This window comes from Mesobacillus jeotgali (assembly GCF_900166585.1).
GTDB classification, from domain to species: Bacteria; Bacillota; Bacilli; order Bacillales; family Cytobacillaceae; genus Mesobacillus; species Mesobacillus jeotgali_A.
Window position 1 is genome coordinate 1,012,042 of record NZ_FVZC01000009.1, and the last position, 24,314, is coordinate 1,036,355.

The 24,314-nt window shown below is 37.2% G+C and carries 18 protein-coding genes; 13 read left to right on the plus strand and 5 right to left on the minus strand.

The annotated features are described in order from the left end of the window. The first annotated feature begins 30 nt into the window (after nt 1–30). Both B5X77_RS15180 and B5X77_RS15185 read left to right on the plus strand, forming a co-directional pair. Complete coding sequence (locus tag B5X77_RS15180) at nt 31–516, plus strand: DinB family protein (protein WP_079508810.1); 486 nt, start codon at nt 31–33, stop codon at nt 514–516. A 114-nt stretch (nt 517–630) separates the two neighbouring features. Continuing rightward, nucleotides 631–1,128: a P-loop nucleotide/nucleoside kinase family protein gene (locus B5X77_RS15185; protein ID WP_079508811.1), complete on the plus strand. Its 498-nt coding sequence runs from the start codon at nt 631–633 to the stop codon at nt 1,126–1,128. Between the two features lie 386 nt (nt 1,129–1,514). On the opposite strand, the gene B5X77_RS15190 is transcribed toward B5X77_RS15185, so the two are convergent. After that, nucleotides 1,515–1,892 (minus strand): VOC family protein, encoded by a 378-nt coding sequence (locus B5X77_RS15190; protein ID WP_079508812.1) that lies wholly within the window; start codon nt 1,890–1,892, stop codon nt 1,515–1,517. Between the two features lie 437 nt (nt 1,893–2,329). On the opposite strand from B5X77_RS15190, the gene trhA reads away from it, so the two are divergent. From trhA to B5X77_RS15205, 3 genes are all read left to right on the plus strand, one after another. Beyond that, a complete protein-coding gene (gene trhA / locus B5X77_RS15195; protein ID WP_079508813.1) occupies nt 2,330–2,968 on the plus strand; it encodes a PAQR family membrane homeostasis protein TrhA in 639 nt (212 codons plus the stop codon). Nucleotides 2,969–3,707: 739 nt separating this feature from the next. Next, nucleotides 3,708–5,987 carry a M6 family metalloprotease domain-containing protein gene (locus B5X77_RS15200; RefSeq protein WP_079508814.1) on the plus strand — a complete coding sequence of 760 codons (2,280 nt, stop codon included), beginning with the start codon at nt 3,708–3,710 and terminating at the stop codon, nt 5,985–5,987. A 249-nt stretch (nt 5,988–6,236) separates the two neighbouring features. Beyond that, nucleotides 6,237–7,115, plus strand: a complete 879-nt coding sequence (locus B5X77_RS15205; RefSeq protein WP_079508815.1) for a peptidyl-prolyl cis-trans isomerase — start codon at nt 6,237–6,239, stop codon at nt 7,113–7,115. 117 nt (nt 7,116–7,232) lie between these two features. On the opposite strand, the gene B5X77_RS15210 is transcribed toward B5X77_RS15205, so the two are convergent. From B5X77_RS15210 to B5X77_RS15220, 3 genes are all read right to left on the minus strand, one after another. Further along, the gene (locus B5X77_RS15210; protein ID WP_079508816.1) at nt 7,233–7,739 is read right to left on the minus strand and encodes a PadR family transcriptional regulator; all 507 of its coding nucleotides are present in this window, start codon (nt 7,737–7,739) and stop codon (nt 7,233–7,235) included. Nucleotides 7,740–7,831: 92 nt separating this feature from the next. Beyond that, the gene (locus tag B5X77_RS15215; protein ID WP_079508817.1) at nt 7,832–8,293 is read right to left on the minus strand and encodes a GNAT family N-acetyltransferase; all 462 of its coding nucleotides are present in this window, start codon (nt 8,291–8,293) and stop codon (nt 7,832–7,834) included. A gap of 204 nt (nt 8,294–8,497) precedes the next feature. Continuing rightward, the gene (locus B5X77_RS15220; RefSeq protein ID WP_079508818.1) at nt 8,498–9,232 is read right to left on the minus strand and encodes an SDR family NAD(P)-dependent oxidoreductase; all 735 of its coding nucleotides are present in this window, start codon (nt 9,230–9,232) and stop codon (nt 8,498–8,500) included. 252 nt (nt 9,233–9,484) lie between these two features. Between B5X77_RS15220 and B5X77_RS15225 the strand changes: the two genes are divergently transcribed. Beyond that, nucleotides 9,485–11,422 carry a lipoteichoic acid synthase gene (locus B5X77_RS15225; protein ID WP_079508819.1) on the plus strand — a complete coding sequence of 646 codons (1,938 nt, stop codon included), beginning with the start codon at nt 9,485–9,487 and terminating at the stop codon, nt 11,420–11,422. A 603-nt stretch (nt 11,423–12,025) separates the two neighbouring features. Here the strand turns inward: B5X77_RS15225 and B5X77_RS15230 are convergent. Further along, complete coding sequence (locus tag B5X77_RS15230; protein WP_176167333.1) at nt 12,026–12,433, minus strand: MFS transporter; 408 nt, start codon at nt 12,431–12,433, stop codon at nt 12,026–12,028. 83 nt (nt 12,434–12,516) lie between these two features. Between B5X77_RS15230 and B5X77_RS23570 the strand changes: the two genes are divergently transcribed. The 7 genes from B5X77_RS23570 to B5X77_RS15260 all read left to right on the plus strand — a co-directional run bounded on the left by B5X77_RS23570 (nt 12,517) and on the right by B5X77_RS15260 (nt 23,943). Continuing rightward, nucleotides 12,517–13,557: a DEAD/DEAH box helicase family protein gene (locus B5X77_RS23570; RefSeq protein ID WP_218970310.1), complete on the plus strand. Its 1,041-nt coding sequence runs from the start codon at nt 12,517–12,519 to the stop codon at nt 13,555–13,557. Next, entirely contained in the window at nt 13,544–14,431 is an 888-nt protein-coding gene (locus B5X77_RS23575) for a hypothetical protein (RefSeq protein WP_218970311.1), read from the plus strand. The genes B5X77_RS23570 and B5X77_RS23575 overlap by 14 nt, the downstream gene beginning before the upstream one ends. A 234-nt stretch (nt 14,432–14,665) precedes the next feature. Beyond that, nucleotides 14,666–15,478: a DNA adenine methylase gene (locus B5X77_RS15240; protein WP_079508821.1), complete on the plus strand. Its 813-nt coding sequence runs from the start codon at nt 14,666–14,668 to the stop codon at nt 15,476–15,478. Nucleotides 15,479–15,493: 15 nt separating this feature from the next. Next, complete coding sequence (locus tag B5X77_RS15245) at nt 15,494–17,485, plus strand: ATP-binding protein (RefSeq protein ID WP_079508822.1); 1,992 nt, start codon at nt 15,494–15,496, stop codon at nt 17,483–17,485. Continuing rightward, nucleotides 17,485–18,819: a hypothetical protein gene (locus tag B5X77_RS15250; protein ID WP_079508823.1), complete on the plus strand. Its 1,335-nt coding sequence runs from the start codon at nt 17,485–17,487 to the stop codon at nt 18,817–18,819. Before B5X77_RS15245 ends, B5X77_RS15250 begins: the two co-directional genes overlap by 1 nt. A gap of 89 nt (nt 18,820–18,908) precedes the next feature. Then, entirely contained in the window at nt 18,909–21,497 is a 2,589-nt protein-coding gene (locus tag B5X77_RS15255) for an MrcB family domain-containing protein (RefSeq protein ID WP_079508824.1), read from the plus strand. Next, nucleotides 21,469–23,943 (plus strand): restriction endonuclease-like protein, encoded by a 2,475-nt coding sequence (locus B5X77_RS15260; RefSeq protein ID WP_079508825.1) that lies wholly within the window; start codon nt 21,469–21,471, stop codon nt 23,941–23,943. The genes B5X77_RS15255 and B5X77_RS15260 overlap by 29 nt, the downstream gene beginning before the upstream one ends. The last annotated feature ends 371 nt before the right edge of the window (nt 23,944–24,314 follow it).

Genomic DNA, 24,314 nt, shown 5'->3' on the forward strand with positions numbered 1-24,314 from the left:
ATTCCATTTGAATGGGTAGGAGGGATTGTTTTGCAAACTTTTTTTAGATATAACTGGATGGTTAGAGAAGACTGGTATCGTTGGTGTGAAGGTTTAAATGAAGAAGAACTACTGCAAAACCGAACAGGTGGTATGAAAAGCATATTATTTACACTTTTTCATATAGTTGATGTCGAATGGAGCTGGATACGCCTCTTACAGGGTAAAACTGACTTTCAAGAGAGCTTTGAAGAGTATAAGAGCCTGAAAAAAGTTAGAGCGTTGGACGCCCATTTTCATTTAGAAGTTGAAAACTTTGTGAACAACTGGGAGTCTAATATGGAAAATCGTTTATTTTATGATACCTTACCAGATGGAAGAGTTGTGACGGATACTTGGGGGGAAATCATGCGACATACCATTGCCCATGAAATTCACCATATAGGACAATTATCAATTTGGGCAAGGGAAATCGGAAAAACTCCTGTTTCTGCAAATCTTATTGGCCGGGGGCTTTCTATTTATTCAAAGAAATAATCTGTTTATGTTTATGCTGTGGTCATTATTTTGAAAAATGGTTCTTAAAGTAGCTTATGCGTTGTTCTATGGTGTAAAAAGTTTGGACTAAAATAAGCGCGAGGGGTTAAAAATATGAAACAAATGGGGACGCTATACTTTTTGTGCGGAAAAATGGGAGCTGGAAAATCAACTAAATCAAAACAATTGATGATAGATAAACATGCGGTCCTATTGTCTGAGGATGAATGGCTTTCGTCTCTTTATCCTAATCAGATTGCATCATTTGAAGACTATCTAAAATTTTCAGCGCAGCTCAAGCCGTTAGTGAAAAAGCATGTTCAAAACATATTAAGTGTCGGCACAGATGTAGTGATGGATTTTCCAGCTAACACTCAAAAACTGCGAAAGTGGTTTTTGGATATTGCATCAGAAGTCAATGCAAGCCATCAACTAATTTTCCTAAATCTAAATAACGAGCAGTGCTTACGTCAAATTGCACAAAGGCGAAACGAACAACCCGAAAGAGCAGCTTTTGACACGGAAGCTGTGTTTATTCATGTGACTACATTTTTTGAAGCACCAGAGGCATCCGAGGGATTAAATATTTTAGAGTTTAGCGGAAAAGAATAATAAGGAATTCAATGATTCTTGTTAAAGAGTAGCTTTTGTTCTAGAAGGTGCGCCATGTGATATAAAATGAATTGAGTAAAGTTTCAATGTATATGCTCGAATCGACTTTGCCAAGTATTACGTTTGAACTAAAGGGTGGTTTTGTCAAAAATAACTCAAATATAAATTAAAATGTACATAATTGCACCCTAACAGAAGTGTCTATTAGTCTTCAAATTGATTATAAATTCCTCATAAAAAAGATTTATTGCTAAATGCCTTTATATCAATAAAAATAGACCATCATATTCTTTACAAATTGATGGTCTATTTGCATTACATTATTAAATCTAGCGACAGGCACTGAACCTGTTATGCTTGGCATCCATTTAATGTTTTAAGAATGTCTATTTTTCTAGTACGGCAAAATAGTTTTCTTCAAAATCTGCAAAGTTAAAAACTCTCCCGGTTGGCATGTTGACAATCTCACCGACTGTGATTTCTTTGCCCTTTAATTCACTGTGTAATTGTTCGATGCTGTCTGTGAAATACATTAAAGAAGGGGTATCTAGATTTAAACCAGGAGACATTTTTGAAACGAATTCTTTATTATGCAGAATCAAGGTTGTTTCTGCCCCTGTTTTTGGAGCGATTTCAATCCATCTAAATCCCTGATTGTTGTTCTCCTCAGCTATTACAGTGAAATCCAATTTCTCAGTCCAGAATCGAACAGCCTCGTCCTGATCATTGACATACAACATAATTTGACCGACTTTATTAATCATTCTTCCACACCCCATATCAAAAAAATTGTTTTCTTTTCAAAATGAATATTCTTTGTTGGGACGTAAAAACCCTTTTTAAGTTACACAGATTTCTTTGGTCAGCACCACTTTTTTGTGTTTGCATATGACTGTTAGATATACTAAATTCTTCTGTTGCGTTTACCTGCTAAGCAGGATAAGAGAAAAGGGATAAGAAAGAACTGGATTGTGGAAAAGGAGAAGCAGGTAAAAGAAATGCTAAAATTACTCCTCTACTTATGAACTAATTACGACAATCATATGATTTAAGAAAAGTACTTAACGATATTTGATATAGTTATGTAAAAAGGGGCTTCCTTGGGAAGGCTTTGATAAGCGACTAGAATGCTCATTCATGATATACTTTTTTCTACTATAATATAGAAGGAAAGCGGAATCAGGACAAAGGAGTCAACACTATGGCCAATGTACATATCTTTACGAAAAAAGAAGAAATCGCTAATGCGATCATTCATGGAATTGGTGCCTTATTAAGCATCACGGCGCTCGTCCTGCTGATCGTTTTTTCATCAATACACGGGACAGCCTGGCATGTCGTCAGCTTCACATTATTTGGAGTCACCATGGTTCTGCTTTATACGTCATCAACTCTTGTTCACAGCTTTCCGCAGGGTAAGGCAAAAGACATCTTTGAAATATTCGACCATTCGTCCATTTATTTTTTCATTGCCGGTACCTATACACCATTCTTGTTCATCGCAGTAAAAGGAGCATTAGGGTGGACGCTGTTCGGGATTGTATGGGGACTTTCCATCGCTGGAACTGTCTTCAAATCGCTGTTCGTGAAACGCTTCCTGCATACGTCCACTGCATTATACGTCATTATGGGATGGCTGATCGTATTCGCATGGGGGCCATTGACTGAAAATGTTTCCATACAAGGACTTCAATTCCTTGTTATTGGAGGAGTACTGTATACAGTAGGGGCGATTTTTTATGTATGGCGGGGATTCCATTACCATCATGCCGTCTGGCACCTGTTTGTTATGGCTGGCTCAATTATGCACTTTTTTGCGGTTTTGACTTTGTTGCCATGATTGTAAAGAAAAATATAAATAGAGTTAGAGGACAAAGTGTCTTCTAACTCTTTTTTTGATTGAATATAAGGGCTTTGATGTAAGGGTGCTTGTATTTGCATATTGCCTGTTGATCAGTTGAGATAAATTCCATCAGTTTCATCCTGAGATTGATGATCCTTAGTTGGATCATTTTTTTATTTCTTCCACTTTTATTGGATAAAAAGAGGGGTGGGGAATACTATTTCTTTTTGGCTACGCCAAAGTTATAACCAATGGGCCTTTTTACGCGTTTTTCTACTTTTGGAATAAAGTTGAAGGATTACTAATTTTTATGCAGAAATTAGGGAGTATAAATATTTCGGAATGCGTAATAGATTAATAGCAGAAGAGGGAATATTTTTTTAAAGTAAAAAATAATGTCATATAATGTCGGAATATTCGGAAAAGTGTAGATGAAAATCACACCATGCTTCAAACATTATATTTTCATCATCAATCATTTCTACACTCTTGCAAACTTCTATTTTAAAATTCTTTCATTTATATACAAATTCCAATCAGTACTAATTTTGAACAATCGATTTATGCACTTTGAGGAGGTGATAAACCCAGTTACGACATCAAGCTGTGATAGGTGGGTGATAAATGACTATTCACGATTAAGAAAATGGCAACATAACAAAAGTTTTATAGTAAATGAAAAACCACAACCTACATAAAAAGGTAGGGACATTATCTAATTGGGAGGAGAATCGATTTGAAATTCAAGAATAAAATTGCAGCAGCCACTACCACTTTATTGCTTGCGTTTTCTTCAACAGCCACTTTTGCTGCGGAACCAGGTCTGGAGAAAATGCCCGGCCCAGTGGATTCCCAGTCATGGGTAAATCCAGATGATATGACTTGGAATGATTATAATCCGATTCCAGGTATGGATTGGAATTCAACTAATATTAAACCCGAAACAGAACTTAAAGGTGCCTTGATTTTGGTCGACTTTCCTGATCAGGATTTTATCCTGACCCAGCCAAAAGGTTCTGAGATTGCCGGCAATCCTCAAGTGGATGCCGTTCCTCGTGAAGATCTTGGGGAATGGTGGGAGAACTTTTTGAATGTTCCTAGTAAACTCAATAACTATCAGACAATTGATGGCTTCTGGAAGGAGAATTCCCAGGGAAAATGGGGCGTCTCCCTTGATTCTTATGGTCCCTACCGCCTGGATAAAAACGAATTTCAATATGGGCTTAACAGTATGAATGCCGGTTCACTTCCATCTCAATATAGCAGCGGAAACCTTTTTCAGGACGGGGTAAATGCAGCAGCAGCTGACATTGCCGCAGCTGGAAAAGACTATGACTTTGCATTCATCGTACATGCTGGTTATGACGAGTCAACCGTATGGCAAGAATTCGGCGAAATGATGTTTCTTAATCAAGACTCGGTTTCTGATGCATTTGGACCGCCGGATTTGCCTGGATTTGAAAACATGCCAAACTGGGCAAAAACTCGTTATGTTCCGTGGACTTCCTTTTATGCAGCAAAAACGATTTGGTCGGCGGCCTCTAGTGCAGACATAAATGGCAAAAGGATTCGTGTCTCTATACAGGGAGAAAGCGATGGCATGGGAACATTTGCTCACGAATTTGGCCATCTCCGCGGGCTTGGTGATAATTACAATAATGCATCCCTTGACCCTAGAACCTATTCTGGTTATTGGGAGACGATGAGCCGCGGCTCATTCAATGGTCCTGGCGGAACGCATACTCGCTGGATGATTCCATCGACTCTTGGTGCTTCTATACCGGCTCCACATATGCTGCGTAATAAGATGAAACAGGGATTTGTATCCGATGATGAAGTCTTGAAGCTAAACCGAGATGAATTAAAGGAATCTGGACCGGTGTTTGCGGATATTACCGCACGTCAAGCACCAATTGGAGGAAACTTCGGCAGAACCGGAATCCATGGTATTAATATCAGCATGGACGATTTAACACCAACAGATTACCTTGCCGGTGACTGGCGAAATGATATTCTTTCTAATAGATTGTACAATAACTACACCCTTGAAGTGGTCGATCGCGTTGGTTCGGATTCCTTCGCAGCTGATTCTGGCGTCTTGATTGCCAAGACGAAAAATGCGGAGTCTGCCCCGAATATCTGGGTAGTTGACTCACATCCTGAGGATATCAATCTGAAAGACTTTACTAGACCTGATGGCACCACAGCGATGGTTGCCAAAGGTGATCCACGGCAAACTCTCGATGCTTTATTCAAAGCTGGTAATGGGGCAAGCCTGGTTGCCGGACAATTTGATGGTTCTATTGACAAAGACACAGTTGTCAATGAGTACGTTGATCCTTACAATAAACTTCATTTCTACATTTTAGGGAAACAAAAAGACAAAGATGGGGTACTCCGCTATCAGGTTGCCGTCCGAAACACGGAAGGCGCAGGTGGATTTCAACGAGGAGTAAATGTTAGCGCAGGCACTGTACAGCCTGCTGTAGAGGACAAAGTGGCAGTCTATCATTTTAATGTCACAAATACCGGCGAAGCAAAGGACCTTTTCCGTGTCAATGCTTCGGCAGGTGATGATTGGAAAGTACAACTTGATCACAATGTAATCGCGGTAGATCCAGGAGCAACCGTCGCTGTTCCGGTTTATGTGAAGATCCCGAAAGGCAAGACAGCACCTTCCAAACTTACCTTTACAGCCACTTCAGAGACAGACGCTAATCAAAGTTTTACTGACTACAACTTCTTGCCTGGCAGCTTGAGTGCAGCAGGTATAAGCTCTGTTATTGATAGTTTTGCAAATGAGGGATCTATCAAAGCAGGTACGGCGGAAGCATTGAAGGCACATATGAAAACTGTAGGGCAGTTTGAAGAGAAAGAATCTGCTGATAAGGTTGTCAAACACCTTAATGATTTCAAAGGGTTCTTAGAACTCAAAAAGGATGCGAATCAAATCTCTGACAAAGTGTATACCAGTCTGAATGCATATGCTGACTCAATGATTGAGATCTGGCAATAGGCTGGATTGCAAGGGGCCTTGTATAAGGGTACAAAAAACAATTAAATAATAGGCGGGACAGTCGTAAAACTGTCCCGCCTCCTTTAAAATCATTATAATCATGCGACTGTCCTATGTTGCGTTTAATCACATGATCACTATTACATGCATTAAAAGATTATTTGATGTTCATCTCAATAGTAAACCTTAGGAAGTTCTATTAGCGATAACCATTATGATGAAGATGATAAAAAGCAGGAGGGAAGTTAAATGAAGAATATGACCAAAATTGTAGCCGTTTTATCATTATTGTTTTTGCTTGGTGCTTGTTCGGCTGTAACTTCTGGGGAAGAGAGAGAGCTGCTAGTTAAAACGGAATACGGAGATATATCAAAGGATGATTTATTTAAAGAAGTGGCAAGCACCGAGCGCGGAAAGGAATTGATCCAAAAGTTGGTTTATATGCAAATTTTGAAAGGTAAATATGAGGTATCTGATCAAGAAGTGAACCAACGGCTGAGCGAAATAAAGGAACAGGTTGGTAATAAAGAAGCGTATACAATGTTCCTGCAAAAACAGGGCTTTAAAAACGAAGAAGAGTTAAAGGATCATATAGAACAATCCCTATATTTTTTTAAAGCGACAACAGAAGGGGTGAAAGTCACAGATAAACAAATAAAAGATTACTATGAACAACATAAAAATGAATACACTGAGGCGAAAACCAGTCATATTCTCGTGGATAATGAGTCAACTGCTAAAGAAATAAAAAAGGAACTAAAGAAAGGAACCGATTTTGCAGAATTAGCCAAGAAGCAATCGACAGATAAAATGTCTGCTGCTGAAGGCGGAGATATTGGCTATCTTTCCGGAAGAAGCCAGGAATTGGACCCGACATTTCTTGCAGCAGCTTTGAAATTGAAAAAAGAAGAAGTAAGTGAGCCGGTCAAGACAGTATCTGGTTATCACATCATTAAAGTAACAGATATCAAGGAGACGCCTTTAAGCGAGGTGAAAGATCAAATTAAACAAGCACTTATGAGTAAAGAGGCAAAACCGGTTCAGGAGATATTAAACAACTTGAATAAAGAAATTGAGATAGAAGAAGATGCTTTTAAAGATGCATTTAAAGATGTTGAACCAAAATAACCATCCGTATCAAGTTTTAAAATGTTCAGTCTGGCAGTTGGGATGATTATTGTAGAAAGTTACAACAAATACATAGTTTTGACTTTTGTAAAAAAAGAGTTAGTCGACATATGTCTACTAACTCTTTTTGATATTCACTAAAAGGTCTTTTAACCATTTATGATAAAGTTTATTTGTATCCGAATAGTGCCTGTTAATCAATTGAGGCAATCCTGCCGGATATTCTGTCTCAACCGAGGTTTCTTCCTGCAGCTCGATGATCCATTGTTGGATCATTTTCTTTATTTCATCTACATTTGATAAATGAATGAAAAGGGTGGCAGGATAAAGTGAGCGAGGCTCCTTCAATCGTTGTTCAAAAACGAGCTGAATTTCTTTGGATAGCTGATCCTTTCCTTCATCTGTAATCCGATAGACAGTCCGGTTTGGCCGATTATTGACTTGCTCTTCCTTTTCCGATTCCACCCATTCATGCTTTTCCAGTTTTCTAATCGCATGATAAATGTTACCGTCCGTCACAGGGAAAAGATGGTCCCACTTATTTTCAATAATCATTTTCTTCATTTCATATGGGTGATAGGATTTCTCCTGCAATAAGCCTAAAAGGACAATCTGGATGGACATGGTTTCACTTCTTTCCGGTGGACTAAGTATATAATATAACACTAACGCTGCTAAAAGGTTGACGGAAATAGCTTTCACTTAAGACGGATTTTCTATAGTTTTAGCTTTAACCCTTCATGGGTTGCCGTAAAGCCTAATTTTTCATAAAATCTCAATGCATCAGGTCTTTTTTTATCAGTGGTCAATTGTACTAAGTGGCAGCCTCGTTCTTCAGCACGTTTAATGGCCCATTTGATCAGTTCACTGCCGACCCCCATGCCTCTGACTCGAGAGGATGTCCTGACTCCCTCGATCGTCGCTCTCCATCCGCCTTGATGGGTGATGTAGGGGGTGAAAGTAATTTGCTGTACTCCAATCACTTCATTGTCCCGGCATGCCACTATTAATTCGTTATTTGGATCCGAGGAAATTGCCTTGAATGCGTCCAGGTAACTTTGGGGAAGTGGCTGTTCATAACGTTCACGTTGACTTCCTAATACATCATCAGCAAGCATTTCAACGATCCTATTTAAATCCTGTTCTTCAGCCATTCTAAACACCAATTTAGCACCCATTCGTATTCGCCCCTTTTCAATCATCCTATTTGTTTCTATGCTAACTGAATTTTAGTCATAAGTGAATGATGTTGTTTCTATGACTTATTATAAGTCTTCCTTATGATTGTGTTGAAGTGGGGATGATGTGTGGGGATGAGGTGCATTAAGATAAAAACAGACTAAACCATATGGCTTAGTCTGTAAGTTTGTGTAAAGGTAAAATTACTGAGCAGAAAAGCCTCCGTCAATGACTAATTCTGCTCCCGTAATATAAGCAGCATCATCTGAAGCCAGGAATAATACGGCACGTGCCACATCATCCGCTTGTCCTAAGCGTTGTAAAGGAGTAGCCATAATCAAACGCTTTACGACTTCACTTGATTCGGACAAGTTAGCTGTCATTGGTGTTTCGATGACTCCAGGGAATACAGTATTTACGCGAATTCCGAATCTGCCATAGGCTGTACTGGCTGCACGTGAGATAGATCTGACGGCACCTTTAGAAGCGGTGTACGTATTGACACCCATACCAACCATGGCAGTATAACTCGAAATATTGACAACGGCACCGCTGTTTTGTTTCACCATATGAGGCAATACATGCTTCATACCGGCAAATGGACCAAAGCCATTAATGCGCATCATTAAATCCCAATCTTCAATCGTTGTTTCGTCCATTTGCTTTTCAGTCGCAATTCCTGCGTTATTAATCAGGATATCGATTCGTCCATGATCAGCAATGATTTCATCAACAGCTTTTTTCCAATCGTCCTCAGACATTACATTCAACAATTTGCCCTCAATGGAATCATGCTGACTGACCACTTCAAGCAGTTCTTTATTAATATCAGCAGCGATGACATAAGCGCCTTCTTCAACAAAAAGCTCAGACATTCTTTTCCCCATACCTGAAGCTCCACCCGTGATCAGAACGATTTTATTATCAAATTTCCCCATCGTAATTCCTCCCTTTTGTTTGTTTCACTCATATTATAACCAGTTAAATACTTTGTGCAAAGTATTATGTTTTGCATATTAAGCAATAAGCTGGTGGGTTTGGAAGAAAATCCAACAAGTGGCAAAAACAGTAAGTAATAAGTTTAATAGCAACTATTATCCCTTTACAATCGCTCCAAATTCTTATAGAATACTTGAATGGCTTCCAAATTCTTAAAAGCTATTAAAACAGTAGATGATAGAAAGAGGGGAATGAACGTGATTAAAAAAATCCCAAAAACCCACATGGGCCTATTCTTTTTAGCTGTTGTTTTATTATGGGTGAAAACATATTTAGTACAACATTTAGAATTCAAACTAGGCTTGGATAATAACTTGCAGCAATTTCTATTATTTCTGAATCCGTTAGGTTCAGTCTTACTATTCTTAGGTTTTTCTTTATTATCCACGAAAAGAAAATTTTTATGGCTTATTGTTATTGACTTTATTTTGAGCTTCTTACTATTTGCAAATGTGGTGTATTACCGATTCTTTAGCGATTTCATCACCATACCAACCATTTCCCAGACACAAAACTTTGGGGATGTAAGCACAAGTGTGTCATCTTTGCTGAAACCTTATGACTTTTTATTTTTCCTGGACACGCTTATTGTATTGGCCGTAGGATTACTGTGGAAAAAAGAGCGTACGAGCGGAATGGTTAATCGCAAAAGCGTTGCGACTGTGTTCATAGCCGCCATTCTAATCATGTCAGTGAACCTTGGGCTGGCAGAAAAAGACCGCCCGCAATTATTAACGAGGACATTCGATCGCAACTATATTGTCAAATATTTGGGGATGTATAACTATACCATTTATGATGCTGTACAGAGTGTCAATGGCTCCATGAAACGGGCAATGGCAAGTACAGATGATTTAACTGAAATCCTTAATTACCAGAGAACAAATTACGCAAAACCGAATCCGGAATACTTCGGTGCTGCGAAAGGGATGAATGTAGTTTACTTCCACCTTGAATCGATGCAAAATTTCTTGATTGATTACAAACTTCACGGTGAAGAAGTAACACCATTCCTGAACTCGTTAACGAGAGATTCAAACACCCTGTATTTTGATAATTTTTTCCATCAAACAGCCCAGGGGAAGACATCTGATGCTGAATTTATGCTCGAGAACTCCCTATATGGTCTGCCGCAAGGGTCTGCTTTCTCTACAAAAGGAATGAATACGTATCAAGCTGCACCAGCTATCTTAGGCCAAAACGGATACACTTCCGCTGTTTTCCACGGGAACAATGGATCGTTCTGGAACCGTGATGAAATTTATAAATCATTTGGCTATGACAACTTCTTCGATTCAAGCTACTACACAATGAATGAAGAGGACCTTGCAGAGTATGGGTTAATGGATAAGCCGTTCCTTAAGCAATCTCAGCCTATGCTTGAATCATTGCCACAGCCATTTTATACAAAGTTCATAACAGTATCCAACCATTTTCCTTATAAAATGGATCAGGAAAAAACAACGATTGAACCACATACTACTGGAGATGCATCCGTTGATTCATATTTCCAGACAGCTCGATATGCTGATGAAGCATTAAAAGAGTTCTTTGACTACCTAAAGGCATCCGGTTTATATGATAACACTGTAGTCATCATGTATGGTGATCATTATGGCATTTCCGATAATCACAACAAGGCGATGGAGACAGTATTAGGCAAAGAAATTACTCCATTTGAAAGTGCTGGCCTTCAGAGAGTACCATTATTGATGCATGTGCCCGGCATCAAGGGAGGAACAATGCATGAATACGGCGGACAAATTGACTTGCTTCCAACTCTCATGCATTTACTAGGAATTGATTCAAAGCCATATCTCCAATTGGGTACAGACTTGTTATCAGAAGATCACGATGAACTAGTGCCATTCCGAGATGGTGATTTCATGAGTCCTAAAGTCTCATTCATTGACGGCAAGTATTATGACTCAGCTACCGGCACTGTAATAGAAGAAACGGAAGAAGCAAAACAGCAGAGGGAAATGACGGAGACCATATTGAATTACTCTGATAAGGTGGTAGAAGGTGACCTTTTACGTTTCTACACTCCTAAGGATTTTGTTCCTGTTGATCGTTCACAGTATGATTATAAAGAGAAGATCGATCAGAACAGCAATAAAACTGAATAGTTACAGATAAGCTGCCGGGCTTGATGAGCCCGGCAGTTTTTTGTTTTTCTGGTAGATATTATTGTATTAATAGTTCTTCAACGTTACTTCCCCAAGCTTGAAATCCCTTCACCTATTAAAGCCATAAACAATAACTTATGTTCTAAATGAATAAGAAGAAGAGACCTTTTGACAAATAGAGCTAAGGAGCCACCAGTATAGCGGATGTACATATATTTACGAACAACGATTATCACAAAAGTTAGAGGAAAGTTGGGTTTTATCAAAGAAGGATTATTAAGGAATTATGAGTTTGCACGTGGTAAATTTCATTATTTATATATGTATTCTTTGTTGAAAGAAGACTTTGGTAAAATTATAGAGGGTCAGACAAAGTGAACTACTGATGCTCATTTATGAGTCTCAATTATAAAGTAGAAATTATGGGTCGAAGGGCAGTAAAATTAGATTGGTTAAAAGTATGTGATCATAAAAACACCTAGGATGTCGTATGGTTGAATTACGACATCCTAGGTGTTTGATCTTTTAATAAAAAGAAAAACAGATGAACAATTGTAATTATCACTTTGGAAAAATCCTCTCAAGGGATGTAATCAGTTTCGATTATTTTTCCGTCTGTACATGGATTGTTGCTCTTTGAACTAGCACAAAATAGGAAAGGAGAGCGAGTAAGCTTGCTGATAAAATAACCACACCCATTGGTATCGCTGAATATTCTCCCGCAATCCCTACTAATGGTGATGTAAGCGAACCAAGAACAAATGGCAGTAAACCTAATAGTGCTGATGCACTTCCGGCAATATGTCCCTGAGACTCAATTGCTAATGCGAAGGAAGTGGTTGAAATGATCCCTATGGAACACACTAAAAAGAAAATCGGGATAGCAACTGCTAGAAGTGGTGCTTTTAACAGAAGAGCTTCCAGTAAAAAAATACCGGCGGCAGTAGAAAGGTATAAACCGAATTTCAAGAATGTTTTTTCGGGAATAATATCTGCTAAACGACCAACCAACTGGGTTCCAATGATTAAAGCCAGGCCATTTACTCCAAAAAGTCGATTCAACTTCAGGAAAATATTTGTTTGCTGATTCCATAATGATTGCTGATGAGTTGGTAGAAATCCGGGAAGTTACAGATTTTTCTGATTCAAACGAGGATGCAATCAACCTCTTATTTACAACTATCCAGCAACTGCATATCGACTTGAATACACCTCGTGAAAATCGCCTCTCTTATGAACAATTCGAGGACATTTCCGTTGTAATGCTCGCCGACGAAGCACATCACTTAAATGCCGGACTCAATGCGGATGAGAAAAAGGATAATACCAGTTGGACTGCGACAGTTGATAACATTCAAAGAAATGCAAAAAAATCTTCTCTTTTCGAGTTCACTGCAACGATAGATTTGTTAGATGCTGACATTGCAGCGAAGTACAGAGAACACCTACTGTATAAATATAATCTTAAAGATTTTCGATTAGATGGTTATAGTAAAGATGTTTTGTTCCACCTGGTAAATAATGAAGTTGATGTCCGTATGCTTCAAGCAATAATCATCAGTCAGTTCAGAAAGAAAATCGCATTAAAAAATGGGATTAACTTAAAACCACTAATTCTATTTAAGTCACAAAAGAAGACAGAGAGCGCAGGGAATCTATCTTATTTTCTTGAAATTTTGGATGGTCTAACGGCTTATCAAATTGAACAACAAAAACTATCCTCAACTGGCCTTGATGGTATTTTGACACAGGCGTTTAACTTTTTTGATGAAAATGGCATTACTCATGAGAACCTAATTGCCGAATTAAAAGAAGACTTCCGCGAAGAACGATTAATGCTTATCGATAGTGATAATAAGACGAGTGATAAGTTGGTTGAATTAAATACTCTGGAAGATCCCAAAAATGAGATTCGGGCTATCTTTGCCGTTGATATGCTGAACGAAGGATGGGATGTACTAAATCTATTTGATATCGTTCGCCTCTACGATACTCGTGATGGGAAGACGACGAAAGCTGGATTTAAGCCAGGGGCGACAACTAATGCAGAGAAGCAACTTATTGGTCGTGGAGCTCGTTACTATCCATTTGTCATCAATAATGATTTAGCTATGAAATACAATGCGGAAATTTGACCATAATGAAGCGGCCGAACTACGCGTTATTGAACAACTTCATTACCATTCGAAAGACAACCCGAGGTATATTTCTGAGCTGAAGCAAGTTCTTCGCGAATCCGGAATCTATGATGACCAATCAATGGTTGAAAGGCAAATCAAATTGAAACGATCCTTCCGGAAAACAGGCACTTATAAGAACGGTGTCGTATGGGTCAACAGTCGAGTTGAAAAGCCGTCCTCTACATCAGTGCAAGGGTCCTTATTCGGGGATGATTGGGAAATCATTCTTCCAGAGGAATTGGAAGTTCATCTTCCAACTTCTGGTATGGGCGACTTTGCAGCCTTTGAAGGAGAAGACAGAGAGGTTTTTCAAGTTAAGAAAAAACAAGATAACCGAAAGTTCAAAGTCGGAAAAGAAATCACCCTCAATGTTTTGAGAGCAGCAGTGAACCTGAAAAATAAAGATTTTAATTTTGAGAAACTGCATAATTCTTATGTCGGACTACCAACTTTGGAAGGCTTCTTGAAAGAAATTCAAAACAAAGTGTCTGTCATTGTCTTTGGTGATGAAGAGGATGTAAAAACTCTTTCTCAAGATCACAAGCTGTTTATTTCAAATGCAATTCTGCAGGCTATTGTAGATGAGTACATTAATGTTGAGAAACAGTACAAAGGAACTTTGAAATTCGAAGCAGTCAAGATTAAAGATGTTTTCGAGAAGAGAATTCAACGCAAGTATGTTATTGATTCGAATAGTAACAAGGAGAATGGTATTTCTCAAAAAGACTTAACTGAAACCAGAATCTTCGAGGATATCGATAAACTTGACTGGTATGCTTATACAGATAACTATGGTACAAGCGAGGGAAAATTCTCTTATTTAGTCTAACAACTTATCATAAAGTTAATGATTCATCCTATAGTTAAACTATTTAATATGTTATTAAAACTCATACAGAAACATTTTTTTACAAAAAATACAAAAATATACCGAATCCATATAAAATTTTGGTAAAATAAAGACAGAAAAATAAATAATTTGAAAAATCTCATCGGATTTTAGGGGTGATTAATATACAATAATATTATAGTAAAGTACTTAATTAGATAAGAAGGTAGTAATATGGATAGAATTATAACCCCATTTTTAAAGTGGCCTGGTGGAAAAAGATGGTTTATACAGAAACACAAAAGTTTGTTACCTAAAGAGTTTAATAGATATTTTGAACCTTTTTTAGGAAGTGGAGTTGTATTTTTTTATCTTAATCCTGATGTGGCAGTTCTAAATGATTTAAATAAAAATTTGATCGATACATATAAAGGTATTAAGAGTAAGTGGAGTAAAGTTTATCAATTATTAAATGAACATAACGAAGCTCATTGTAAAGAATATTATTATTATATTCGTTCGACAACTTTTACCACTTTAGAAGAAAAAAGTGCTCAACTGATTTACCTAAATAGAACATGTTTTAACGGGATTTATCGAGTTAATAAACAAGGGCAATTTAATGTACCGATTGGTTCTAAAACGCAAGTTTTACTAGATACTGATAACTTTCAGGCAACTGCAAAAGCATTAAGAAGTACGAAACTATTAAATAAGGATTTTGAAAAAATTATTAATATGACTAAAGAGAATGATTTTCTATTTGTGGACCCGCCATATACAGTTCGACATAATAACAATGGATTCATAAAATACAACGAAGTACTTTTCTCCTGGGATGATCAAGTGCGTCTAGCCAAAAGTTTATCAAATGCAAAAGAACGTGGTGTAAAAATAATATTAACAAATGCTTCTCATGAATCGATAAGAGATTTATACGAGCCATATGGTTTTGATTTTATTGAAACCTCACGATATAGCTCTATCTCAGCATCTTCAAGTAAACGCAGTAATTACGAGGAATTAATAATTATGGCAAATCTATAAAAAGGAGAATAGTTCATGAATCAGATTGAAGATTTAATTCAAACGTCAACTTTAAGCGATAATCCTCTTAGAGTGTTATCGGATTTTTTAGACAAACAAAAAAGTCTTGAAGATGCAAGAATAGTAGATCAAATGAGGTTTGTTGGATATGTTCTGGAGTTAAATTACGATACGGCTAAGATAATTACTTCAGATCCATATAAAGTAGCAGTTGGAGGTATTCCTCGGGGATCATTCCTAATTTTAGTACCAAATGATTTTAGGGGTGTACCATATCACTTTACTCTTTTAAGAGTGGGTGGTGTTTCACCAACTCCACTAAGTAATCATGTACAGCAAACATATTTTGAATTGCATAAGAAATCTATGCCAGAGTTAGACGTATGGACTCAAAGTGAGCTACAATGGGGAGCGTTGGACTGTGATGTGCTCGGAATGTTTTATCAAAATCCTGTTGAATCAAACAGAGTTGCATATTCAGGAGATGTAAATAATGTTGTTAGCGCTCATCGTTACTTAGTTTATTCTCCAAATCAAGAAATCTTAAATTTAATAATTAATGGGCTTGTTAAACAAAAAAACAGTTATGATTTGGGCTATCTTCGGACAACAGAATGTCAACTAACATCGAGTCAGGTCCAGCCAACAGAAGTAAAGATTTCTGTTGAGGACTTCAAAGGTACAAGGACTGCTATGTTCGGTAAGACAAGATTAGGTAAGTCAAATGTTGTGAAACTTATAGCTCAATCTGTTATTAAGGCATCAAAAAAAGATAAAACCGTAGGTCAAATTATCTTTGATACAAATGGTGAATATGCGAATGATAATCCTCAAGATGGGAATAAATCACTTAGGTCAGCGTATAAGGATGATTGTGTTGTTTATGCCTTAACCAAGAGACCAGGAACAGAGTCAAAGGATTTGCGCTTGAATTTCTATGAGCAACCAGATACATGTAAAAATGTAATATCAACTCTTTTAGAACAGGATAACCAGAATGCTATATATGTAAAAAGTTTTGCTAGTGTTGAATTACCAGCTATAGAAGCAATAAAGAGTGCCGATGATAAAGAAAAAACCAGAATGATAAGAAAGATACAGTTTTATTGGGCTATATTAAAAAAGGCAGGATATTCTTGTAGTGAATCAAATCTAAGTAAACTGGGATTAAGAACCAAGAACGCCGGAGACTTTAATCCCGGACTTAATCAAGATGTTAGAAGGAAAATATACAATATAAAGAAGAATGATGAATTACCAGCTCAGCCTAGCACAATAGATGAATTGGTTACTGAGATAACAGCATTAACAAAGTATATAAATGAAAATACTGCTAGTGAATTAAAGTCATCATCTTCTAAGAAGGATTTATTTGATGCTGATGATCTTGCATTACTTGGCTTCTTTTCTCCAAAATCAGGAAGCGGTGTTAGTATTCTTCGGAATTATTTAAAATATCATTCTAAAGATGCAAGTAATTTTACTACAGAGATATTGGCATATATTGATGAAGGAAAAACAGTCATTTTAGATTTAGGTAATGCTACTGATAATATAAGAAGGTACTTTTCTGATTTAGTTTCAAAAGCAGTATTTGGACACCAAGAGCAAAAATTTGTTACAAATGAATTAGGAAACCATTTTGTTCAGCTCTATTTTGAAGAGGCACACAACTTATTCCCTCCAAATACAAATGACCATACGGGTATTTACTCTAGGTTTGCCAAAGAGGGTGCTAAATTCCATATAGGGATGGTATATTCGACACAGTCTCCTTCTACAATTAGCAGTGAACTACTTGCGCAAACTGAAAACTTCTTTGTTGGTCATCTTTCTTCTTCAAATGAGACAAGGGCTCTATCAAAAGTACAAGTTGCATTTAGTGGAATTGAAGATGATATTCAAAAAGCAAAAACCCCGGGTTATATGAGAATGTTAACTATGTCTCATAGATTTGTTATACCTGTTCAAGCAAATAAGTTTGAAGTAGTTGTTGGTGAAGAATAATGGCGTACAATAGTAGTCCGACATCACCTTTTGAAACAGCATCTAAGCTTGGGCATATTAATGTAATTGAGAGCGAATGGGTTCAATCATTAGTTCGGGAATTTGAAACTAATTCCTATGAAGTTTCGGATGGAGAGAAACAGGGATGGGAACAAGCAGAAACAACGGATTCTGAAAAGTTAAAGTATTTTTGGGCCGTTGATGGCTCCTATGTTTCGGTGACATCCGAAACAAAACCACCCAAAGAAGTATCATTTGTGAAAACAGCTCTAATTTCAATAGACCGGTCGAAGTTAGAAAAAATTGACAAAGATCAACCTCATCCTTTGCAGTTGCAAGATATAATGACTAATAGTGCAGTTCAACACGCCACTGTTTTTCCACTAAAAAATATTAAGACTTCTCTAGGCTCTAATTACGATACCGTAAGACACATAGTAAGGGATTCCTTAAAGATAGATCAAAACGGAATGTTCTACGAAACTTTAAAATGGTTAGTTTATGAGAAATGGTCAGATAGTTTAACGCCGTCACCCGATTTTCAGTGTCCACAGTGTGATAAAGAGGTTTCCGGCTTAGAACCAGATCAAGATGAGAAAAACTGTGAGTTTTGTAGTAAAAAAGTATATCTTTCCGATATGATAGGTTTCCACTTAGACATGGATGAGGAAAGTGCTCCAGAAAGCGTAAGTTCCGCTTATATGCTAATTATGGAACACTTAATGTTATTTACAATAATCCGTTTGTTATGGAACCATAATGACAAAAAATTAGTTACTGAAACGTTATTTATAAAAGATGGCCCACTTACTTTACGTAGCCAGTATTCAAAACTAGTTCCAAAGATTAGATCGTTTTTAGAATTTGCAAAACAAACAGAACGTCCAATCCATATAATAGGGCAAGAGAAATCTGGTGTGTTTGCTGATCACCTATCTAAAATGGCGAGAGAATTGGAACCTATTGAAAGAAACAGGCCTATGCACTTTTCAGTTTTAACCCACGAATATATACGAAAAGAGGTATATAGAACGCCCGACTTAATGAACGCATATGGGAAAAGGACAAACTGGGGTGAGAAAATGTATGTTAAGGTTGATCCCAATTCTTATTTAGTCCTTAATGTACCAACGGGTGAATACAAAGATAGTAAGGATTACCCTCAATCTTCAAATTTAATAGGGCTAAATAGGATCCTTGCTACTCTTCCAGAACTAATTAGCCATAGATATACTGGAGCGCTTTTCCCAATTGAATTGGCAAACGGTATTGCCTCTATGTCCAGTTATCCTTCTTCAAAAATTTTGCAAAGGTTTTTGGAAGGAAGCTCTTAATTTTACTGGTAAAAACCTTCCTTCTTTGGAAGGTTTTTTTATCCTTTGTTAAAATATAATTATAAAACTCAAATAACTGGAGAGGCAAAATGAATAAACACGTATTTTTAAATATAGCGAAAAGAGTAAATAAAATTAAAACACTAGGAACGAATAAATACAATTTGATAACTAATGTAAATAATCAAGAGATTTATTTAGAAACCGAAGCTAGTAGGGCTAAGTTTAAATCGGGAGAAAAAGCGAATCCATTTGAGAATATTTCTTTCAAATTCATTAATAGAGCTTGGGAAGAATTTATTATTGCTAGGCAAGCGAATTCTCATGATTTTCAGAAGGCAAGAGGACATTCGTCTTTTATAATTGCTTTTTTCTCTCAGTTACCTTTTGTCGAAGTAGTTAATCGTGACAATAAAATTGGAATAAAATTAAAAGAATTCCATACCGATGATATACCGAGTGAGCAGTACCAGAAAGTAAAGTTATTCTTAGACGAAGTATTAGAAGCAAAATATGACCCTAAGAACTTAAGTGGACAGATAGATGGTAATTTATATAGAGTAAAATCGAGAGGAAGACAAGATTCAAGGTTATTGGGTTTTATTGATGAGTACAATAATATTAATAACAGTCAATTTAACTTATACAAAAAAGCTGATAATAAAGATGAATACATGAAAAGCATTTTAATTAATGTAAGTTACTTTAAAATGGCTTTAATGATTTTAGATCTTCTAAGCAACATTTCAAAAAAAGAAAAGAAGGCCGCCCTCGAAGAGATAGGGATGTTAATTGTCAGGAACTCCCGAGGAGATAATTTAATGGTTGAATCAGTTGCTAAGGAAAGAACTCATAATCTTCTTAAGTGGCTGGAAAGCACAAATTTAATAGATTATAATTGGACTCCATATGAAAAGTACTTTGACGTTTTTAACAAGAAGGAGAACAGCATGGAAAGTAATTTAAGAGAAAGCTTATTAAAAATGATGAACGAGTACTTGCAAGCAAAAAGAGAGCCTTTTGGAGGTCATCCACTCGGAACGTTTATAAGAAATGACGTACCGGTGGAGTTTACTCGATTACCTTTTGTACCTCCAACTGACTATGTTGTTACTGGCTCTGTAGGTCAGGGTGTATGGGCTCATGTGCCTTGGATTGCCATAATGAATAGGTCTGTCACAGTGTCAACACAAAGAGGATACTATATTGTTTACCTCTTCAGTGAGGATATGAGTAGTGTATATCTAACTCTTGCTCAAGGTGTTACTGAAACTTCTCGAGAAGCAATACAAATAATTAAAGAAGAAATACGTAGATCTGTTCCTCTTTCCAGCAAAGTAAGGAAGGATGATGACTTTTATCTAGGGAATAGTCCAAGGGCAAAAGCTTACGCACAATCTACTGCACTTTATATACCCTATGATAATGAAAACATGCCGGATGAGAGTGAACTACTGGCAGACCTAGAAGAAATGATTAATATTTACGAGAATTTTATTTCTATTAAGAATGGCAGTGTGCATTTTAGGTATGAAGGAGATATTATGAGTGAAAATCCACATGATGTAACTAGAGAAAAATTCGAATATCTCTCTTACAATGATTTAGTTACTTATATTTATTCTTTTATTAAGGGTAAAGGTTTTTATTACGAAAAGGAAGAAGTAATCAATCTCTTCTTATCCCTAAAAACAAAACCTTTCGTCATCATCTCAGGTATTTCCGGAACAGGTAAAACAAAGATCGTCCAATGGTTTGCTGAAAGTGTAGGAGCAACAGAAAAGAATGGGCAATTTAGTTTAATCCCGATCCGTCCAGATTGGAATGATGGTTCTGACTTACTGGGATATGTTGATATTAAAGGTGAGTTTAAAGAAGGACCTTTAACGAAGGTAATTAAGAACGCTCACCTGAATCCTGATCTGCCTTATTTTGTGCTTCTGGATGAGATGAATCTGGCGCGTGTTGAGTATTATTTTAGTGATATTTTAAGTGTGATGGAGAGCCGTAAGTGGGAGAATGGTGAGGTTGTTTCTTCAACTCTTCTCTCTAGTGATGTGTATGGGGAGGACCTTACTCTTCCAAACAATCTTTATATAATCGGAACGGTTAATATGGATGAAACGACGCACCCATTCAGCAAAAAGGTATTGGATCGGGCAAATACGATTGAGTTTAATCGTGTTAATCTTGGTAACCTGGCTTTTTTAACTGAGCTTGAAGAAGTGGAGCCGAAAGTCATCGGTCATGATCGTTTTGCTTCTAAGTATCTTCATTTAAAGGACGTATATAAAGAAAATAAAGAATTAGTGACCAGGGCTACGGATGAGCTGGTTAAAATCAATGAATCACTCCAGTTGATTAATGCGCATGTTGGTTACCGTGTTCGGGATGAGATCTGTTTTTATCTGGCTTACAATGAAGAATCAAATTTAATGAAGTTTGAAAATGCATTTGACCACTGCATCATGCAGAAGATACTTCCGCGAATTGCCGGCAGCGACACCAGAGTGGAGCAATTGCTGAGGGAACTTTATAGTCTGTTTGCGAATAAAGACTATGAAGAAGATGGTCAAAATGACATTCAAAATGCCAAGTATCCGCGAAGCGCAGCAAAGGTTGCTGAAATGCTTGGGAGGTTAAGAAACGATGGCTTTACTTCCTTCTGGATCTCGTGATGATGTTGAATTAGTAAAAATTGAGACCGAGGATCTTTCATTAGTGATAAAGGGAAAACCTTATCATGAACGGTATGAAGGATTACGGCAATATAAGGCTATGGACCGTCATGATGTAATGTACTTTAATGCTGTTAGTGATTCCATCCAGAATGAAAAGATTTATGATATCTCCGTTCAAGAGTTGGTAAACCCAACAATCCAAAGGCCGATCTTCTTTGAAAATGGGATCTATCAGCTTATTGTCGTTCCGAAAGATGATCGGGAGTTCACTTTTTATCACGAATATCCTCTTATCAGACAAGCTGTTTCTCCTGTTCCTATTGGCAGTCAATCTATTTTAATGGGGAATCTGCAGTTTCAAAACGAGGTTGGTTTTACAACGTTTGAGATAAGAGCCGATGGTAAAACACTCCTTGAAGTCACACTGGAAATTTTCCCTGTTAAACTTGATTATAAAAACGATTATCAAAAGTTATTAGAAGAAGTAAACGATGAAATTTATAACCTGGCTTTTCACTTTATCCGAAAAACATATTTGGGTGCCAGGCTAAAGCTAGAGGGAAATCCGTCGAAAGCGGAATTTTACCGGCTGATCAGTGAGCATTTTCATCAATTTCTTCAGGCAGTTGCGAGAATTGAATTTCAACCTCATCATAAATTGGAGAAGACTTATGAAAAAGCACGCGGGGACCAGCTGAGGAAGCAAGACTCTGTAAGCAGGAATTTTTTAAGGAAGCGTGCAAACGTCTTTGTGGATGTATCAAAAGGGATTGACATTCATGGCAGGAAAGTGATGCCAACAGAAGGGTTAAAAATCAAAAAAGAGCTTACATATGATACTTTGGAGAACCGCTATGTTAAGTGGATGATCGTGCGGATTAGACAAAAGCTGGATGATTTATTGGACTCTATTGTGAGCAAAAACAGATGGACCAGAGAGAAGCCAGATTATGACTTAGTTGAGAAAATTGAATCGATGTCGAAACAGTTAAAGACAAAGCTGAGCAGTCCTTTTTGGAAGCCTATTGGCAAGCTGGACCGATCAGTTATGAGTCTGGTTCTGCAAATGGCGCCTGGTTATCGGGATGCTTTTCAAATCTATTTAACCGTATCCAAAGGATTGATGCTGCAGGGGAAGCTTTACCAAATGTCGGTGAAGGATGTTGCGACTCTCTATGAATATTGGACTTTCTTGAAGCTAGGGCAAATTCTTGGCTGTAAGTATAAGCTTATTAGCCAGGATATTGTACAGGTTAACAGGGAAGGTTTGTTTGTAAATCTGGAAGCAAATAAAACGGCCAGAAGGATATTCAGGCATCCTGTTACGAATGAAGAAATCATTTTAGCGTATCAAAAACGGGAAAGCAGCTTGCCGACTGTTTCGCAAATACCTGATACAATGCTGAGCATTGAGAAAAAAGGTAAGGGATACAAATACCATTATATTTTTGATGCCAAGTATCGGATCGATTATGCCCAGGAAGACAGCTATTACCAGAAACGATATAAGATACCCGGTCCAATGGAGGATGACATTAATACAATGCATCGATATCGGGATTCAATTGTTGCAACAAGTGGGGGACCATTTGAAAGAACCGCTTTTGGAGCTTATGTGTTATTCCCATGGTTTGACGAAACTCTCTATGAAGAGCACCATTTTTACAAGAGTATTGATAAAGTGAATATAGGCGGGCTGCCTTTTCTTCCGAATGCCACGAATATGGTTGAACGGTTCGTAGAAAGATTGATCGATAAGAGCCCGGAGGAGATACAAAAAGAAGGGATCCTGCCAAGAGGGGCACATGAAGAATGGAAGTCGAGCATGGATCAAATGGTAATGGTTGGACTTGTTTCCGATCAAGAGAGTTATGATCAATTCATCAAGGAAGCCTATTATCAAATTCCTGTGAAACAATTAAGAAAAGGCTGGCAGGAAGCTGAGTTTATAGCTTTGTATGTTAAAAACAGCTTGAATAGTGATAATGGAGTGCGGCTTTACGCAAAGATTAAAGATGTCATGCCTTATTATGATGGTACTGAAGAATACATGCGTTTTCGCATAGCTGCCTGGTCCAGATTGAAGCAGAATATTAGACCTGTATATTATGGCATTTCCAACTATGTGATGACGACTTTAAATAACCTAAAAGAAGCTCAGGAACTTCCTGAATTATTTATGAAATCCAATGAAGAGAGGTCCATATGGCGAATGCTTAGGAGGGTCTCGGATCACATTAGGATTGACCTGGACCACGAGAATCTTGATAGGGCTTCTAGAATTTCGGAATATAAGATTAAAGATATCAAAGTGATCATGGATAAGCAGGATAGAGAAATCCGATTTATTAAAAATTACACAGAAGAAGCGGTTTCGATTGAACAATTAGAGAAAAATCCTTCAGGGGTTTTTAAGAAATTGATAGAAATGCTTCAAGAATAGTGCGATTAAAGGCAGACAATGAGTCTGCCTTTTTGTGTAACTTTAAACTTTTGGTGTTAATTATTCATGGATTGGCTTGCACACTTTGCAAGTTTTAACGGAAGGATCGTTTAGCTCTTCAAGATGTTGTAGAGGGCGATAGTAACCGTTCTTCTCCTTATTAATGATCACTTTTAAATCAAAATTCTTTTTTATGATATAGGAGCAATTTGTTTTATGAAGCTTGTTTCCAGTAGCGCTGTCATAAAACGACAACATAAGGATATTTCAGGATTTCAGCAAACATCTTTATAGCCACTAATAACACTCCCTTTTTCTATGAATATATCACTCAGAACAGGGAAATGGTATAATTTAACTAAAGTATATTC